Raw genomic sequence first — 16,577 nt, 5'->3', positions numbered from 1 at the left:
AAACACGCGTATCAAATCCCTTCTTTCCTCAAAACCTGCAGCGGGGGGCTGCTGATCACCGACCGGCTGTTGAACAGGCCGATAGCCAATACCATGAGGCAGATGCCCGGTGCCACGACGGCAAACGGTACCCAGGAAGGCACAAAGGAAGTCTCAAAGATATTCAGGGCGAGCAACTGGGTAGCCGCCAACGCCAGGAAAACCCCCATGACGCTGCCGATCCCCCCCAAAAATAAGTATTCCAGGGCCGTAATCCGGACAATCTGCCGGGATTCCGCCCCGAGCGTCCGCAAGAGCACGCTTTCCCGGATACGCTGGTATTTGCTGGTCCTGACAGCGCCCAGCAGGACGATCAGGCCCGTGAGAATGCTGAAAAATGCCATAAACCGGATTACCCAGCCGATTTTGTCGAGGATGTCGGAGACTACCGTGAGCAACTGGCGGATGTCCAGTACAGTGATATTCGGATAGAGGCGGACCAGGGTCTGCTGGAGGCTGGCCGATGTACCCGCATCCGGCGCCCGGGTCGTCAGGACGTGGAATCGGGGGGCGCTTTCCAATACGCCCGGGGGGAAAACCACTGAAAAGTTAAGTTGCAATCGGCCCCAGTCCACTTCCCGGATGCTCGCCACCTCGGTTTCCATCAGGACGCCCTGGACATTGAAAACAAGCCGGTCGCCGATGGTAACCTGGGCATCCCGGGCCACGTTGTCGGACAGGGATACCGGGATCGGGCCTTCGCCCGAATATTCGGGGGTCCACTCCCCTTCCCTGAGCGTTTCCGAGCCAATCAGCGAATCCCGGTAGGTCACACGGAATTCGTGCGAGAGGATCCACTGGTTGATGGTAGCAGTCGTGTCTTCGCGGATTTCCTCCACCCTGCGGTCCTTGATCCGGTCCAGGCGCATGGTCACGATGGGAATGTTTTCGATAACCGGCAGCCCCTGGTCGCGGGTGGTGCCGGCAACCGCCTCCTGTTGTTCGGCCTGGACGTCCAGGAGAATCAGGTTCGCCTCGGGGCGCTGGTCCTCAACTTCCGCCCGGATCAGCAACATATCCTGGGTAAAATACAAGGTGCTGATCAGGAAAGTCCCGATCCCGATGGCGAGGATGAGTACCAGCGTCTGGTTATTGGGACGGAACAGGTTCAGCAGGCTCTGACGCGCCTCAAACCCCCAGGAGTGCGGAAAAAACTTGCGGATCAGCCGCATACACCCCCAGGCCACCCCGGCGAGAATCAAAAAGGTCACCGCGATGCCGGCCACAAAGCCCAAAGCGCGGAGCGGCTGTCCGAGCAGCCCGGTGGATACCCCCCAGAGCACCAGGAGGATCAGAAAAAGGACCAGGGCCGTCAGCCTTTTGGAGATGCGCGAATTCTTCATCCCGATCCGCAGGGCCGCCAGCGGGCTGACAAACCAGGTGCCCAGCAGCGGCAGGAGGCCAAAAAGCACAGCCATAACCAAACCGAGCAGGATACCCAGGACCACGGGGCCCCAGTGGGCGCTCCAGTCGAGTTCCAGGGGCAGGAAATCGGCGACAAACATCGGGAATACCTGCTGGAGGGCCAACCCGATACCGGTCCCGAGCAGGCCGCCCAGCAGGCCGATGCCGCAGATCTGTATCAGGAAAACCTGGAAGGTCTGCCGGCGGGTAGCCCCCATGCATTTCAGGATGGCGATAAACTGTCGTTTCTCCCGCATGTAGATGTGGACGGAACTGGCAATGCCGAGACAGCCGAGCAACAGGGCCACGAAGGCCACCAGTTTCAGGAAACGGCCGACATTCTCAAAGCGCCGGCCCAGGCGCTGGCTCGTATCTGTGTGCAGGTCCACATCGGCGTTGTTCCGGTCCATGACCGGGTCCCATTCCTCATAGATAGCTTCGATATCCGCACCTTCGGGTGCCTTGAAGTAAAAATTGTACTCTACGCGGCTTCCCGTCTGGATCAGGCCGGTTTCCTCGATTCTCCAAAAGGGCATCCAGATAACCGGAGCTACAGAAGTAGTGACGGCGGTATTCCCCGGGGCGGAGATAATCCCCCCGGAGATTGGGAGTGTCAGGTTGCCGATCGTCACGGAATCCCCGGCCCGGAGGTTGTACTGCGTCATCAGGGACTCGTCCAGGAGGGCGCCCCCCGGTTCGTTCTGATAACTTGCAGCCGCATCGGCCGGTTCTGTTTCCAGCGCGCCGTAAATGGGGTAGCCTGCCTCCATCCCCCGGATCCGAACCAGGCGGGTCCCCTCCCGGTCCGGGAAGGCCACCATGGAGGCAAAATTCACCTCCTGCCAGTACTCCCCGGGAACCTGCCGGATCGTGTCGAGCAATTCCGGGGAAGGGGCGTGGTCCATATCGATGAGGTAATCGGCCCCCATCAGTTCTTTAGACTGTCCGGCAATGGTATTTTCCAGGGTGAGGCCAAAATTCTGAATGGCCACCAACGCCCCAATCCCCAGGACGATTGCCCCCATAAAAAGGACGAGTCGCTTCAGGCTGGCACGACCGTCGCGCCAGGCCATCCGAAATAGCCAGCGCACTCCTGCTGTTTGATTTCCCCGTTGGTTGTGCTGCATCAGGCGGGCAATTCTTCGCGTTGGTAAACCTTGCCCCCTTTGAGCCGAAGCATCCGGTCGCAGCGACGGGCCAGGTCCATATCGTGGGTGACGATGATCAGCGTGGTGCCCGCCTCCTTGTTCAGGTCAAAGAGCAATTGCACCACCCGGTTTCCGGTTTCCTCGTCCAGGTTCCCAGTCGGTTCGTCCGCAAAAAGTACCTCCGGCCGGTTTGCAAAAGCCCTGGCCAGTGCCACCCGCTGCTGTTCCCCGCCGGAAAGCTGACTGGGATAATGATGCACGCGTTCCCCCAGGCCTACTTTTGCCAGGAGTTCCCGTGCCTGTTCGCCCGCCTGTTTTTCGCCCCGCAATTCCAGGGGTACGCTCACGTTTTCCAGGGCGGTGAGGGTGGGCAACAATTGGAAGTTCTGGAAAATAAAGCCGACCTTCCGGTTTCTCAGCACAGCCCGTTCGTCCTCGCTGAGGCTTTCCAGGGAAACCCCGCAGAGTTCCACGGTGCCCGCGTCTGTGGCATCCAGGCCGGCGCAAAGTCCCAGCAAGGTGGTTTTCCCACTCCCGGAGGGCCCTACAATGGCGTAGGAGGTCCCTTCGGGAACCGAAAAGGTAATATCATCCAGGACGGTTAGTTCGCTCCCTCCGCTGTCATAGCTCTTCCGAAGCTCGCGAACGTTTAATATATTTGACATAAGTCGCTATTCATTGGCGTTTTCAAGGCGCGTAAAATACACATTACAAATTAAAACACCCCCCAAAAACCCATGTCCGGACTCTTAAAGTTTCGTTATATTTTATTCCTTTTCCTGCTGGTAGCCTGCAAAGGCGAACCATCCGAAAAACAAGCTGAAGAGCTTCCAGAAAACGCGGCTTCCGAGGAAGAGGCTCCCGGGGAAAGTTCCGGGAATACGATTCTTTTCTTCGGGGATTCCCTTACCGCCGGCCTGGGCCTGGAGCCCGAGCAGGCTTTCCCGGCACTAATCGGAGAACGCCTCGATTCCCTGGGGTACGACTACCAGGTAGTCAATGCCGGCCTCAGCGGGGAAACTACGGCAAGCGGGGCCAACCGGCTGGACTGGGTACTCCGGCAACCGGTAGCTGTATTTGTACTGGAACTCGGCGCCAACGACGGGCTCCGCGGCATCCCCCTTTCCGAAACGCGAAAAAACCTGAAGGATATTGTGGAACGCGTCCGCGAATCGGATTCTACCACCCGCATCCTTTTGGCCGGCATGCAACTGCCACCCAACATGGGGCCGGCCTACACCACGGAATTCCGTGAAATTTTCCCGGAGCTGGCCGCCCAACACAACTTGCACCTCATCCCCTTTTTACTGGACGGCGTGGGGGGTATCCCCGAACTCAACCAACAGGACGGCATCCACCCTACGGCCGAAGGCCACAGGATACTCGCGGACAATGTCTGGGAAGTCCTGGGGCCGGTATTGCAGGCGGAAGCTTTGCAGGCGGGGCAGCCCGGGGGGGATCAAACTCCGGGTACGGCCAGTGATACCAGGCCGTAATCGCGTTACCGGGACATGTTCAGTTTACCGGGACGAATCCAGGATGCAAAAACGTATTCAGGATACCAGGCCTTGATCAGGCAATCTGGTAGTGTTTTTTCGTGGTGAAGTTCAGGGCCTTCTTAACCCGGGAATCGCTGCGGCGGTAGAGGCGGGCAACTTCCTGCTTTCCGGCAGTGTCGACGGACGCAGTGGAAATACTAATCTCAGTCATCTGAACGATTCCCATTTCGATGGCTTCAACTTTTTTCCCGGTGTTGTCCTGGGCGTTGGCCAGCAGTCCGAAGAAGAGTACAAAGAGGATGGTTGTGAATGTTTTCATGACTTGATTTCCTTATACTAAGATAACCCCGCGAAGGGGGTATATCCGGAAATGAGTCGCTGAAAACCCCATATTTTTCGGTATCCAACCGACAAACGGTCAGGGTGTAAAAAATCATCGACAAACGGTTCGGGCCCCAAATTCGGGACAGCGAAAGAATTGGTCGTTAATCGATGAAAAACCTGTAGGCGTTTTCTACCTGTGCCGTGAGATTCATACAGGAATCCGTGGGATACCTCCGATAAACCCTGAACCCTTTCCGCCTTTAAACTTGCGTCCATCTGAGGGTTTCTCAAGGACAGAGGGGACTGGGATTGATCAGGCCATCTGGTAGTGCTTCTTGGTAGCGAAGTTCAGTTCCTTCTTAACCCGGGAGTCTTTGCGGCGATACAGGCGGGCAACTTCTTTTGCAGTACCGGTAGTGGCAGCGGCAGCAGGGGCGGCAATCTCTGTCAGCTCAACCAGTCCCATTTCGATGGTAGCGGCTTTTTGCTCCCCGCTGTCCTGAGCGTTGGCGAGCAGTCCGAAGAAGAGAACGAAAAGGATGGTTACAATAGCTTTCATGACTTGGTTGCTTTACACTATTATAACTCCGCAGTCGGCATTTCACCCGGTTGTGAATCGCTGAAATCCCCTTATTTTTCGGTATTCGACCGATAAACGGTCAGGGTGTAAAAAATCATCGATAAACGGCACGGCCCCCAAATTCACCTGGGCGACGGAACGTGCATTTCGTCGGTATTTTTAACTAGGGTAAGCCAAGGAAAAGGGCCGGATCCGGGCAATTCCTTTCGAAAAAGGCGCGGTTTCCGGCATCGGTGACCCCGGGATAGTCCCCGGAGTAGCCCTGCAGGTCGTGGATGACCTGGAAATGCAGGTGGGGCCAGTACCCCCCGTTATCGGATTCCCCGCCCAGATGCCCGATGATCTCGCCGGCACGCACTCGCCGGCCCGGGCGGAGGCCCCGCAGGTCATCCGGGCTCAGGTGTCCGTACAAGGTGTGTATCGGGCCGCCTGCCGTCTCGTGTTCCATCAGGATTACCGGCCCGTAGTCACCGGCACTTTTATGGTTTCCCCAACTATGGACCCGCCCGGCCTTTGGGGCGCGTACCGAGGTGCCTTCCGGGGCCCAGAGGTCCAGGCCCAGGTGGAGGGTCCTCGCAGCCTGGCCTGTCGTCCCGAAATGGGCGTACGCCGCATACAGGCTCCGGTTCTCCATATACCCCCCGTACGCCACCCGGGCTCCGCTCTCCCTGAAAAAACCCTCCAGGTAGCCGCGGTACGCCTCCGGGCCCAGTCCTCCCAGCTGGATTCGCCGGTAGGCTTCCGGGCTGTAGGGAATGTCCAGTATGGGGAGTATCCGGGATTTCACAAGGCGAATATCGCGAAAATCCCGATTCACCGGTACCCGGACCCACGGATGCCACCCCATTTCCTCCCGGTTCCGCGGGAAATGCCCGGATTCCCTGTAAGTATCCGGGATGGGATGCGACCATTTTAACGGCGGGCCTCCATGAGGTATTCCTTTAACAGCGATTTAGGGGTCTTCCTCGGTGTCCCTTCGTATATTGGGAACTGATACAACCTGCCCTGAAAAAAATTGTAACTACTATGAAAAACATCAAGAGAAGCCTGTTGCTAACAGCCGGGTTGATCCTGGCCATTTCCTGCCAGACCAAAGCGAAAAAGGGCGAAACTGCCGAATCGGGTCGCCAGGCTACTGCCCCGCAAATGGAAAAAGAAGTCCCACAAGACCTCTCGGCCTACGAAACTGCCTATTTTGCCAGCGGTTGTTTCTGGTGCGTTGAGGCCATTTTTGAGAGCGTCAAAGGCGTTGCAGAAGCCGAATCGGGGTATGCGGGCGGAACGGAGGAAAACCCCACCTACGAGCAGGTCAGCTACGGGCGTACCACCCATGCAGAGGCCGTGAAGGTATACTACGACCCGGAAGTGGTGAGCTTTTTTGAACTCGTCCAGGTATTCTTCGGGTCCCACGACCCGACCACGCCGAACCGTCAGGGACCGGACCGGGGCCCCCAGTACCGGTCAATCGCATTTTACGAAAATGATTCCGAGCGCCAGATTATCACCGCCTATATGGAGGCGCTCGAAGAACAGCGGGTCTACGACCGGCCAATTGTGACCGAGGTATCCCCCCTCACCCAATTTTACAAGGCCGAGGAATACCACCAGGATTACGAACGAAAGCATCCGGATAACCCGTACATCCAAAATGTCTCCGTCCCGAGGCTCAACAGGTTTAAGGCCAATTTTCAGGATTTCCTCAAAGAGGACATTCATTAAGTAAACCGGGTTTCGGCCCGTCCGGGGAATCGACTTTTCGGCCTGCCCGGGGAATCGGGCTTCGGCCTGCCCGGAGATTCGGGCTGCCGGGCGCACAGCGGGGTTTGCTGCCGCGTTAAGGAAAGTGGGTCAGCGATTCAGTTTTACGTCGCTGTAGGAGGCATTGATAACGATGGAACTTCCGGCGTCTCGGGCAAGGTGGTACCCTTTACGGGTGCCCGTGGTCGCCGATTCGGTGCCTTCCCAGATGATGTAACCCGGGTAATCCACGCGGGAATCCCGCTTCTGTACGCTGATCCGGTAGGAGCCGTCGGGAAGTTGCACGGCCAGTTGCCCGTTGTCTACGGAAATGGTCATGTCCTTGAAATCTTCGGAAATGTACCCGATGCTTACCCCCCCGAGGTTGTTCCTGATAGACGCCTGCCGAAGCAGCCGGTCGATGGTCACCTGGGATGAAGTGGCCGACAAGTCGAGCCGGCCCACTTCATTTAGCTTCACATCCTCCGAAAAATCCGCGCTGAGGCGGCCGCTGTTCCACGCCTTCACGGCGATGGGGGAATACCGGGCTTCCACAAAGGTCTGTTCCCCCTCGATAGTCGCTGCACTCAGGCTGGCATAGTTCAGGGTGGCCCGGATGTTCAGCGAGTTTTCGGCCAGTTTCACCTCCCCGTGCCGCACATTTAGTTTCAGGCGGGCGCCTTTGGGCATTTTGATCCGGATGGTTTTCTTGATGTTGTACTTCCCGTTTCCGGATTCCCCTTGCATAAAGAATACCCGCGAACGGTCCCGATCCTCCCGGACGCGTTCCCGCGCCTCGGCCAGCTTCGCCCTGGCTTCTTCCCGGGCGCGCTGGGCCCGCTCGCGCTGTTCGGCCCGCTGTTCCATCATTTCCGCACGCCGCTCCATTTGTTCCTGGCGCCGCTCTTCCTGTGCTTCTATCCGGGACTCCATGGCTTTGGCGCGTTCTGCCACCCGCTTGGACCACTCCTCCAGTCGCTGCTGGTATTCCTTGTCGAATTTCTTGTCGAATTCCTTTTTCCAACGCTTCATATACGCCTCACCTTCTTTCTCAAAAGCCTCGTAGTCGAAACTCTGGAAAGGGATGGGCGGCATGGGCGGCAACTCCATTCCCTCCAGGACGGGTCCGATATCCGGGATCTCGATGTCCGCGAGGATCGGCTCGATATCCGGGATCTCCGGCATGACGAAATCCATGTCTCCCATGTTGAAATCCCCGTTAAATCGAAAGGACCAATTATTCCCTGCGCGGGTACTCACCTCAACCCGGGAGCTGTTGCCCAAAATTTCTACCCCGCCGTTTTCAAAATAAGCGGCAGCTTCTTCCTCGGTGGCGCCTTCCAGGGTGATCACAGCTTCCACGGACACTTCATTCCGGTTCCAGGTCTCGAATTCGATGTCCGCATGGCTCGTATTGAGGGCCACTTCCACATCCGGTTCCACACTGAAAGACTCCTTGTACGTTTTAGACTTTTGGGCGTACCCGGCCTGCCACCCCAACAGGAGGGCAAGGATCAGCGTTTTAGACGCTGTTGCTACTGACTGATTCATTCTTTGATTGTTTTAATTCGTTCAACTTCTCTTTTAACCTGGTCAACAACTGCAACCGCAACTGGAAATTCCTGATCATGGCGGAGATGGTCTCTTCATTGGGTCCGATTTCATTCAACTCCACCACCAGGTTTTGGTATTCGGTATCCAGTTCCCGCAGTCGCTTCATATAATCGTCCGCCACGGCCTTGTTCTCATCCGAGATATCCAGGTTCGCCAGCTCCATATGGATACTGGCTGTATAGTACTGCTCCACCTTGCGCAAATCCGGGGAAAGATCCCCCAGGGAAAAGCCGCTGGTGGTCTCTGTACTGTCCTGCTGCACCACAGGCTCCCCCTGGGCCGGCAAGTCGGGCTCCTGCCGGAAGAGCCAGAACGCAACCCCGAGCAAGGCCGCCACCGAGGCAGCCATACCTATCCAGAAAAAGCGGTTCCCGCGCTTCTCCGGGAAGGCCTCCTCCAGGCGCTGCTGAAACCGGGATTCGTGGCCTGCTGGCATCCGGTATTCCCGCCTGCGTTCATTCTCGAATAGTTTCTTAAGATTCTGCGACATGTTTTTTACCTTTTAATAGTTCCCTGAGGTACCCCTTCCCCCGCATCAGGCGGGTCCTGCAGGTGTTCTCCCGCAGTTGCAGGATTTCCGAGATTTCCGAGTGGTCGTATCCCTCCACCAGGTAGAGCTGTACGACATACCGGTAATTCTCGGGTAATTCTTCTATGGCAGCTTTTACATCGTCTACCCCCAGGGTGGATTCCACCTCCCAGTTTTCCGCCTCGGTTACCTGCAACCTGTTTTCCTCCAGTTCCACAAAATGCTGCCGGCGGGCTTTGAGGAAATCGATACAGCGGTTTACGACAATCCGTTTCAACCAGGCACCGAAGGTCACCTCCCCTTTGTACTGGTCAATTTTACGGAAGGCCTTGATAAAGGCTTCCTGGGTCAGGTCCTCGGCATCGGCCTCATTCTTGACAAACCGCATAGCCACGCAGAACATGCCCTGGGCATATTTCCGGTAGAGGGCCATTTGCGCCCTGCGGTCGCGATTCCGGCACTGTTCGATCAGGTCGTTTGCCAATAAGGTCGGCGTTTCCAGTTTCGATTGTTTTAGGTTGCTATCTAAAGGACGAGGGCTTCCGTGCAGCGTTTCAAAAAAGTGTACTTTTAATGAAATTTTAGCATTTGCGTTGGAACAAGTTACTGTAAAAAACGACCACCTGTGCCTCGGGGTTTTGAATTACGGGGCCATCATCCAACGCCTGCAATTCCGGGATGCCCGGGGCCGATTCACCGATGTAGTGGTGGGCAGGGACGCCCCGGAAGACTACCTGGATGACCCCGCCTTCCTCGGGGCCTGCGTGGGGCGTTTTGCCGGGCGGATCTCCGGCGGCCGGCTGCGAATCGGAAACGAATACCACCCGATCCCCCACCGGGACGGCATCACCCTCCACGGGGGAGAACGCGGATTCGGCAAGCGGTACTGGACCATCGAATCCCATTCGGGCGACGGGGACACGGCGGAAGTACAACTGGCATATACCAGCCCGCACGGCGAAGAGGGATTTCCGGGCGAATTGCGAACCCGGTTGATTTACCGGCTCACCGGGAAAACCCTCATGGTAAGGCACGAGGCCGAAACGGACCGGCCCACGGTGGTCAACCTGACGAACCATTCGTATTTTAAGCTGGATGACTCTGATTCCATCGACCACTACCGGCTGCGCCTCGGGTCCGGCAAGCGCCTGGAAACCGATGAGCGCCTGTTGCCCACAGGGCGCATCCTGGAAGTTGCCGGCAGCCTCTACGACTTCATTCAGGAGCGGGAAATCGGCGAGATACGGCTCGACACGCCCTATGTACTGGATCCGGACGGGCCTGCCGCAGTCCTGTATTCCCGGGAATCCGGGATTCGGATGGAGGTCAGCACCAACCAACCGGCCCTGGTGGTTTACACCCCACCCCATTTCGCGGGTATTTGCTTTGAGACCCAGGGGTATCCGGATGCCCCGAACTTCAGCGATTTCCCGGGTTGCGAATTGCATCCTGGACAGGTATACAGGAATGAAACCCTTTTTTCCTTTGAGAATTTCTGACCCGTTTCGGGCTATTGACCTGTGGGCAGCTCCCAATTGCATCCGCTCATAGCCGGGGGGAATTATCCCCGGGCAACCCCGCGGGGTTGCCCGTGATTTACTACATTTAGGCAACTTAAAACCAGACCTGATGAAAATTTTCAAATGGATCGTTATCGTCTTCGGCGCCCTGCTGCTCCTGTTTTATTTTTTGGGCATGCCCTACCTGCGGGAGCAGACAAAAAAACACAGCCCGGAACGGACGGCCCAATACGAGGCGGCCGGCATAACCCTGGAAGTCAATTATTCCAGTCCTTCCAAGAAGGGCCGGACCATCTTCGGGGAACTCGTTCCCTACGACGAGGTCTGGCGCACCGGGGCCAACGAACCCACCACGTTTACCACCAGCGGAGACATCTATGTAGGTGGCAAGCCGCTGCCGGCAGGAACCTACTCGCTCTGGACGATCCCGGGACGGGAAGCCTGGACCATCATCCTGAACGAAGAGGTGCCCGATTGGGGGGTAACCCTGCTGAGCGGGGGCGACAAAACCACCCGGGACCCGGAACACGATGTGGTTCAGGTAGCGGTGCCCGCCCTGGGACTCCCGTCACCCGTAGAGGATTTTACCATTGAGTTCGACGTAATCAGCCAGGACGTATTCATGCGCCTTGCGTGGGACCAGACCGAAGTACTCGTGAAAGTAAACCCCTGACCTGCGTGGCGCCTACCCAGAAACCAGACGGCGACAAACGGGGACGGCCGGATTCGGCCCGGACGGAATCCGCCCGCGGTCGATCTTCCCGCCCGAAACCCGGACCGAAAGACCTCCTGGAGGGGATTCGCACCTCGGACCGGACCGCCCTGGCGCGGGGCATCACCCTGGTGGAAAGTACCCTGCCCGACGACCGGGAAGCAGCCAGCGAACTCGTAGAAAGCTGCCTGCCCTTCTCAGGCAACAGCATTCGCATCGGGGTAACGGGCGTGCCCGGTGCCGGAAAGAGCACGTTTATCGAAAGCCTGGGGGGCTATCTCACCGGCAGGGGCCTGAAGGTGGCCGTCCTGGCAGTAGACCCCACCAGCAGCCTGAGCAAGGGCAGTATCCTGGGAGACAAAACCCGGATGAACACCCTCAGCCGGGACGAACGCGCTTTTATCCGCCCGTCGCCTGCCGGCACCTCCCTCGGGGGCGTAACCCGCAAAACGCGGGAAACCATCAGTCTCTGCGAAGCGGCCGGCTATGAGGTCATACTGATTGAAACCGTGGGGGTGGGCCAAAGCGAAACCGCCGTTCACGGAATGGTGGATTTTTTCCTGCTCCTGAAAATCGCCGGGGCCGGGGACGAACTGCAGGGGATCAAAAGGGGGATCGTGGAAATGGCCGATGCGATCGTGATCAACAAGGCGGACGGGGCCAACCGGGAGGCTGCGCGCCGTGCGCGATCCACATTTGAACAGGCCCTGCACCTCTACCCACCCAAGCCAGACGGCTGGCGGCCCGAAGTCCTGCTCTGTTCCTCGACGGAGCACACCGGGATTGAAGCTATTTGGGACCTGATAGACAAATTCCGGGAAAAGGGCAGAAAAACCGGGGCCTTTCAGAAGAAACGGGAACAGCAGTACACCGCGTGGTTCCGGCAGGCGGTATCCGAGCAACTCCTGTCGGGCTTCTATGAAATCCCGGGGGTAGGCCCCGCTTACGATGAGCTGGAACAACAGGTTGTGGCCCGCAGGACCAGCCCATTCCGCGCCGCACAGCAGCTGCTGGACCAGTTCGGCCCCAAACGCTGAAGCCGAAAAAAGGTGTACATTTGAACCCGAATCCAACGCCTGTTCCATGGAGGTCCTGACCCAATCGCTCCTTTCGATCGTCGTTCCGCTCTACAACGAGGAAGAAAATGTCCGCCTGCTCACCGAAAAAATCCACACCAGCCTGGAAGGGTACAACTACCAGATTGTGTATGTGGATGATTTCTCGACAGACGGTACCCGGCAGGCGGTACGCCGGATGGCCGACCCGAAAGTACACCTGGTCTGCCTGAAAAAGAACTACGGGCAAAGCCTCGCCCTGGCTGCAGGGCTCGACTACGCCCAGGGGGAATACATCATTACCATGGACGGCGACCTGCAGAACGACCCGGCCGATATCCCGCTGATGCTGCCCTTTGCCCTGAGCGGAGAATACGACGTGGTCACAGGCATCCGTCAGAAGCGCCAGGACTCGCTGATCAAGAAAATCCCCTCCAAAATTGCCAATTTCCTGGTGCGCCGGGTTACGAAGCTCGACATCAAGGACAACGGGTGCGCCCTGAAAGTATTCACCCGGACCATCGCCAAGGACCTGAACCTCTACGGAGAAATGCACCGGTTTATCACCTTGCTGGCCTTCCTGGAGGGCGCCCAGATCAAGCAGGTACCCGTACGCCACCACGCCCGCCATGCGGGGGTATCCAAATACGGCCTGGAACGGGTCTTCAAAGTCATCGCGGACATGATGCTGCTGTTGTTTATCCGGAAGTACTTCCAGCGCCCCATCCACCTGTTTGGGATTTTCGGGGTCCTGCTCATCCTGCTCGGCCTGGCGATCAACGTGTATTTGCTCGTGGTGAAGTTTGGCTTTGGCCAGGATATCGGGACGCGACCGCTCCTGATCTTCGGCATGATGTTTATCCTCGGGGGTATCCAACTCTTCACAATCGGCATCGTCATGGAATTGCTGATCCGGACCTACTACGAATCCCAAAGCAAAAGGCCGTATCGCATCAAAAATGTATTGATCGGTGGGGAACCTGCGTAAAAAGGGCATTGCACTGCTGAAACTCGTTTTCAGTGCGCTCCTGCTCTATTTCGTCTTCCGGCGGATCCCCTTCCGGGACGTCTGGGATACGGTGCGTTCCAGCCAATTGGGATACCTGGCACTCGCCCTGTTGTTTTTCTGCATTTCCAAATTGGTTGCCGCCTTCAGGCTAAACCGGTATTTCCGGGAAATCGGGATACCGCTGACGGAAAAGGCCAATGGACAGCTCTACCTGCTCGGGATGTTCTACAACCTCTTCCTGCCCGGGGGGATCGGGGGGGATGCCTACAAGGGATATATCCTGCACCGGGAATTTGGCACCCGGGTACGCCGGGTGGCGGGGGTCTTGCTGCTCGACCGCCTCAGCGGCCTCTACCTGCTGGTGTTTTACAGCGGCGTGCTGCTGCTCTGGCTGGCCCCCGAATGGCTGGAGCCCTATGCCGTCTGGCTCGGCCTGGGCCTGATTGCCAGCTTGGCCCTGTACTGGTGGTTGCACGGCCGCCTTTTCCCGTATGCGCAACCCGTTTTCTGGCATGCACTTTCCTATTCGGCGGTGGTTCAGGCCGCCCAACTGGTAACCGCCTACCTCCTGTTGCAAGCCCTGCAGGTGGACGCGGGCACCCCCGCCTACCTCCTCCTCTTTTTGCTGAGCAGTATCGCGGCCGTCCTCCCCATCACCATTGGGGGCATCGGCAGCCGGGAATTGCTTTTCTATTACGGGGCGGCCTGGTTTGGACTGGATGAAGCCACGGCCATCGGGCTGAGCATGGAGTTTTTTATCATTACGGCCCTGGTGTCCCTCACGGGCATCTACTTTCATTTCAGGAAACCGGCGTTGCACCTTCGGGAAGCCTGAATCAGGGGGCCGCGGGCGCCAATAAAAGCAAGTAGCGCTTGCCGACCACCTCTTCCCGCGTTTCCGGGTTTACGAAGCGTGCCTGCAGGCGGGTGATGCGAAACTGGTCGGCGACGATTTCCCGTTCCCACTCCCAGCCCGATTCGGCCAGGCTCCGGCGTTTATCTTCATCCACGTAGACCCACCTGCCGGCCAGGTCGGTGCGGTTGCCGCCCCGGACAATCCGGACGGGCTGGCGACTGTAAAAGTCCAGGGCCCAGGTGTGCTCCTCACTGAATTTGAAAATGGGCGGGTTTGCAGGAACTTCCCGGACAAAATTCCGGGCGAGTTCGGAACCCGCCTGGTATTGCAACAGGGACGGGTAGAAATGGGCATTCATCACTGCATTGATCCCGACACTGGCCAGGACGCTGATTACCGCCAGGCGTACCAGCGGATCGGCCATTTGCCGCCAGAGTGCGATGCCCGACCCCACAAGTACCAGGACCAGCACAACGGCAGCTGCCCCCGGCAATGGAAATACCCAGAATACAATCCCGGAAACAGCAAGCAAAACTATCCCGAATATACCGGCCTGCAGGCGGGCAGCGCGCCTGAGCCATTTCCAGTGGCCTTTCCTTCTCCGCGCATCGAGATATCCGGCCGTCAACACGGCAAAAAGCGGTATCAGGATATTCAGGTAATGGGGGAGTTTGAACTGCGCAAAACTGATGATCAGGAATATGATGGCAATGCCCCCGAGTGTAAGCACCTCCGGGACACCGGGATTCCCGCTGGTATTTTCCCCCGCAGCCCCTCCCGGTGCTTCGGCATCGGGTGGGGCCGGGGCTGTTTTGTTCCCCGCGAAACGGCGCGCCATTCGGTAGGCCCGATTCCCGAAGGCTGCGAGCCCCATCAGCGTCCAGGGCAAAAAGACCCAGAGGAAGGTGTGGAAAAAGAAAAAGTAATCGCTGCTGTTCTTGCCAACCCCTTCCCCGCTGAGCCGCTCAAAACTCTGCTCCCAGAAAATAAACAGAATGCCGCTGCGGTTTCCCCGTCCGCGGATGACCTTCTCCGGATGCAGGTCGAATTGCTGGTAGTAAGCGTAGAGCATCGGGCTGATGGCCAGGGCAAATACCAGTAGCCCCCAAACCAGGCGCAGGTCGGCCAGACGGTACCACCGGCGGGTATACGCCACATGGCACAACAACGGCAGGGCGATCACCACCAGGGCAATCTGCCCTTTGGTGGAAAAGGCGAGGCCTGCCGTCAAGGCTCCCCACAGCAACCCCCGGGTACTCCCCAGCTTCAGGTACCGGAGCAATTGCCAGATAGACAAAGCGGTAAAGCCGGTAAGTACGGCATCTGTCCGCACATCGATCACGGAAAGGACGATGGTCTGGGCACTCATGAAGATCAGGGCCGCGAGCCGTCCCGCGTTTTCGTTGTAGAGCTCCTTCCCGATCCCGTGGCAGGCCCGTGCGGCGGCGAGGGTAAGCAGCAATGCCGGCAACCTGTAGGCCCAGTCGTGGATACCGAATAGCTTATAGGCCAGGGCTGCAAGCCAGTAGTGCATGTGGGGCTTGTCCAGGTATTGCTCGGTCCCTTTGATCAGGTTGACGAAGTCGTTTTCCTGGACCATCCGCATGGCCATAACCGCAAACTGGGCAGAATCGTTCTCCATCAGGGTCGCCGGCAGTCCGCAGACATAAACGGCGAGCATCCCCAGGAAACACCCCCAAAACATCTTCCCGCTGATCATTGGAAAATTTTTGATCGTGCCATTTTAAACAATCGCGCAAACATCCAGCCGAATACCCCGCCCACCAGGCAGCCGGTCAGGACATCCAGGGGATAATGGACCCCGAGGTAAATCCGGCTGAAGCCTACCGCCAGGGCCCAAACGATCAGGAGGGCGCCCCATCCCCGCCGACCCGACCCCCAGCGAGTTGCGAAGAAAGCGGCGAGTGCCATGGCATTCGCGGCATGGGCGGAAAAATAACCGAACCGCCCGCCGCAATTGGCCTTGACGAGCCGTACCATCCCCTCCAGGGAAGGCTCGTAGCAGGGGCGCAGCCTGCCCACCCCGTATTTGAAAAAATTGGCCAGCTGGTCCGTGCAGGTAATCAGCAAGGCCACAAATACCAGTAACAACAACAGGGGCTTCCACCCCAGGTCCCGCCAGGCCAGCAGCAACAGCAGTACATAGAGCGGGATGGCGAGCCACTTGTCGGACAGGAAAAGGAAAAAACCGTCCCAGGCCCCGGTGCCCATGCCGTTGAGTTCCAGGAACCAATTGCGGTCCAGATCCTGTAGCTGCTGCCACATATCAGTCGTCGTATCGGGAAATTTCGCGGTCGTAAAAATCGACTGCTTCGGTGATAAGCGACTCTGCAGACGCTTCGAGTTCCTTCTGGTCTTCTGCCGAGAAGTCCTCCAGCCATTCCACCTCGTCGTTTTCCAGGTTCAGGATAAAGCGGGGATATTCCGTATGGACGACAAACACGGCTGTCGGGTGATCCGTATTGTCTGCTAACAGGAACCGGGGTAAGTCCATAGATTGATGTTTTTTCTCAATTCGTTCCGGGGTAGG

At 57.8% G+C, this 16,577-nt stretch carries 18 protein-coding genes; 7 read left to right on the top strand and 11 right to left on the bottom strand.

Going from position 1 to position 16,577, the window contains the following annotated elements:
• Positions 1–11 precede the first annotated feature (11 nt).
• Together AC3DKS_RS11970 and AC3DKS_RS11965 are read right to left on the bottom strand one after the other, a co-directional pair.
• Positions 12–2,516, bottom strand: a complete 2,505-nt coding sequence (locus AC3DKS_RS11970; RefSeq protein ID WP_272608066.1) for an ABC transporter permease — start codon at positions 2,514–2,516, stop codon at positions 12–14.
• Between the two features lie 53 nt (positions 2,517–2,569).
• The gene (locus AC3DKS_RS11965) at positions 2,570–3,256 is read right to left on the bottom strand and encodes an ABC transporter ATP-binding protein (protein ID WP_015754294.1); all 687 of its coding nucleotides are present in this window, start codon (positions 3,254–3,256) and stop codon (positions 2,570–2,572) included.
• Positions 3,257–3,328: 72 nt separating this feature from the next.
• Between AC3DKS_RS11965 and AC3DKS_RS11960 the strand changes: the two genes are divergently transcribed.
• Positions 3,329–4,087 (top strand): arylesterase, encoded by a 759-nt coding sequence (locus AC3DKS_RS11960; RefSeq protein ID WP_015754293.1) that lies wholly within the window; start codon positions 3,329–3,331, stop codon positions 4,085–4,087.
• Between the two features lie 76 nt (positions 4,088–4,163).
• Here AC3DKS_RS11960 and AC3DKS_RS11955 read toward each other — a convergent pair whose 3' ends face one another.
• From AC3DKS_RS11955 to AC3DKS_RS11945, 3 genes are all read right to left on the bottom strand, one after another.
• Positions 4,164–4,409, bottom strand: a complete 246-nt coding sequence (locus AC3DKS_RS11955; protein WP_015754292.1) for a hypothetical protein — start codon at positions 4,407–4,409, stop codon at positions 4,164–4,166.
• A 318-nt stretch (positions 4,410–4,727) separates the two neighbouring features.
• Positions 4,728–4,973, bottom strand: coding sequence for a hypothetical protein (locus AC3DKS_RS11950; protein WP_015754291.1), 246 nt, complete (start codon positions 4,971–4,973; stop codon positions 4,728–4,730).
• A 184-nt stretch (positions 4,974–5,157) separates the two neighbouring features.
• A complete protein-coding gene (locus AC3DKS_RS11945) occupies positions 5,158–5,781 on the bottom strand; it encodes a peptidoglycan DD-metalloendopeptidase family protein (RefSeq protein ID WP_272607993.1) in 624 nt (207 codons plus the stop codon).
• 239 nt (positions 5,782–6,020) lie between these two features.
• On the opposite strand from AC3DKS_RS11945, the gene msrA reads away from it, so the two are divergent.
• On the top strand, positions 6,021–6,713 hold the full coding sequence (gene msrA, locus AC3DKS_RS11940; protein ID WP_015754289.1) for a peptide-methionine (S)-S-oxide reductase MsrA: 693 nt from the start codon (positions 6,021–6,023) through the stop codon (positions 6,711–6,713).
• A gap of 129 nt (positions 6,714–6,842) precedes the next feature.
• Here msrA and AC3DKS_RS11935 read toward each other — a convergent pair whose 3' ends face one another.
• From AC3DKS_RS11935 to AC3DKS_RS11925, 3 genes are read right to left on the bottom strand one after another with little or no spacing between them, the layout of a single operon-like run.
• Entirely contained in the window at positions 6,843–8,282 is a 1,440-nt protein-coding gene (locus tag AC3DKS_RS11935; protein WP_272607992.1) for a DUF4097 family beta strand repeat-containing protein, read from the bottom strand.
• The gene (locus tag AC3DKS_RS11930; RefSeq protein WP_041327094.1) at positions 8,254–8,835 is read right to left on the bottom strand and encodes a hypothetical protein; all 582 of its coding nucleotides are present in this window, start codon (positions 8,833–8,835) and stop codon (positions 8,254–8,256) included. The genes AC3DKS_RS11935 and AC3DKS_RS11930 overlap by 29 nt, the downstream gene beginning before the upstream one ends.
• A complete protein-coding gene (locus tag AC3DKS_RS11925) occupies positions 8,819–9,358 on the bottom strand; it encodes an RNA polymerase sigma factor (RefSeq protein ID WP_272607991.1) in 540 nt (179 codons plus the stop codon). The genes AC3DKS_RS11930 and AC3DKS_RS11925 overlap by 17 nt, the downstream gene beginning before the upstream one ends.
• Positions 9,359–9,467: 109 nt before the next feature.
• On the opposite strand from AC3DKS_RS11925, the gene AC3DKS_RS11920 reads away from it, so the two are divergent.
• The 5 genes from AC3DKS_RS11920 (at position 9,468) to AC3DKS_RS11900 (ending at position 14,005) form a co-directional block, all read left to right on the top strand.
• On the top strand, positions 9,468–10,373 hold the full coding sequence (locus tag AC3DKS_RS11920) for an aldose epimerase family protein (RefSeq protein ID WP_015754285.1): 906 nt from the start codon (positions 9,468–9,470) through the stop codon (positions 10,371–10,373).
• Positions 10,374–10,503: 130 nt separating this feature from the next.
• Positions 10,504–11,067 (top strand): DUF2911 domain-containing protein, encoded by a 564-nt coding sequence (locus tag AC3DKS_RS11915; protein WP_015754284.1) that lies wholly within the window; start codon positions 10,504–10,506, stop codon positions 11,065–11,067.
• 5 nt (positions 11,068–11,072) lie between these two features.
• A complete protein-coding gene (gene meaB, locus AC3DKS_RS11910; protein ID WP_015754283.1) occupies positions 11,073–12,143 on the top strand; it encodes a methylmalonyl Co-A mutase-associated GTPase MeaB in 1,071 nt (356 codons plus the stop codon).
• A 46-nt stretch (positions 12,144–12,189) separates the two neighbouring features.
• Entirely contained in the window at positions 12,190–13,149 is a 960-nt protein-coding gene (locus AC3DKS_RS11905) for a glycosyltransferase family 2 protein (RefSeq protein ID WP_015754282.1), read from the top strand.
• Complete coding sequence (locus tag AC3DKS_RS11900; protein ID WP_015754281.1) at positions 13,133–14,005, top strand: lysylphosphatidylglycerol synthase transmembrane domain-containing protein; 873 nt, start codon at positions 13,133–13,135, stop codon at positions 14,003–14,005. Before AC3DKS_RS11905 ends, AC3DKS_RS11900 begins: the two co-directional genes overlap by 17 nt.
• A 1-nt stretch (position 14,006) precedes the next feature.
• Here AC3DKS_RS11900 and AC3DKS_RS11895 read toward each other — a convergent pair whose 3' ends face one another.
• Genes AC3DKS_RS11895 through AC3DKS_RS11885 form a run of 3 tightly spaced genes read right to left on the bottom strand, consistent with a single transcriptional unit; the run spans position 14,007 to position 16,541 of the window.
• Complete coding sequence (locus AC3DKS_RS11895; RefSeq protein ID WP_272607990.1) at positions 14,007–15,746, bottom strand: ArnT family glycosyltransferase; 1,740 nt, start codon at positions 15,744–15,746, stop codon at positions 14,007–14,009.
• Positions 15,743–16,312 (bottom strand): phosphatase PAP2 family protein, encoded by a 570-nt coding sequence (locus AC3DKS_RS11890; protein WP_272607989.1) that lies wholly within the window; start codon positions 16,310–16,312, stop codon positions 15,743–15,745. The genes AC3DKS_RS11895 and AC3DKS_RS11890 overlap by 4 nt, the downstream gene beginning before the upstream one ends.
• A gap of 1 nt (position 16,313) precedes the next feature.
• Positions 16,314–16,541 (bottom strand): hypothetical protein, encoded by a 228-nt coding sequence (locus AC3DKS_RS11885; protein ID WP_015754278.1) that lies wholly within the window; start codon positions 16,539–16,541, stop codon positions 16,314–16,316.
• Between the last annotated feature and the right edge of the window lie 36 nt (positions 16,542–16,577).

The organism is Robiginitalea sp., assembly GCF_982776155.1.
This window is presented reverse-complemented; position numbering and strand designations above follow the sequence as displayed.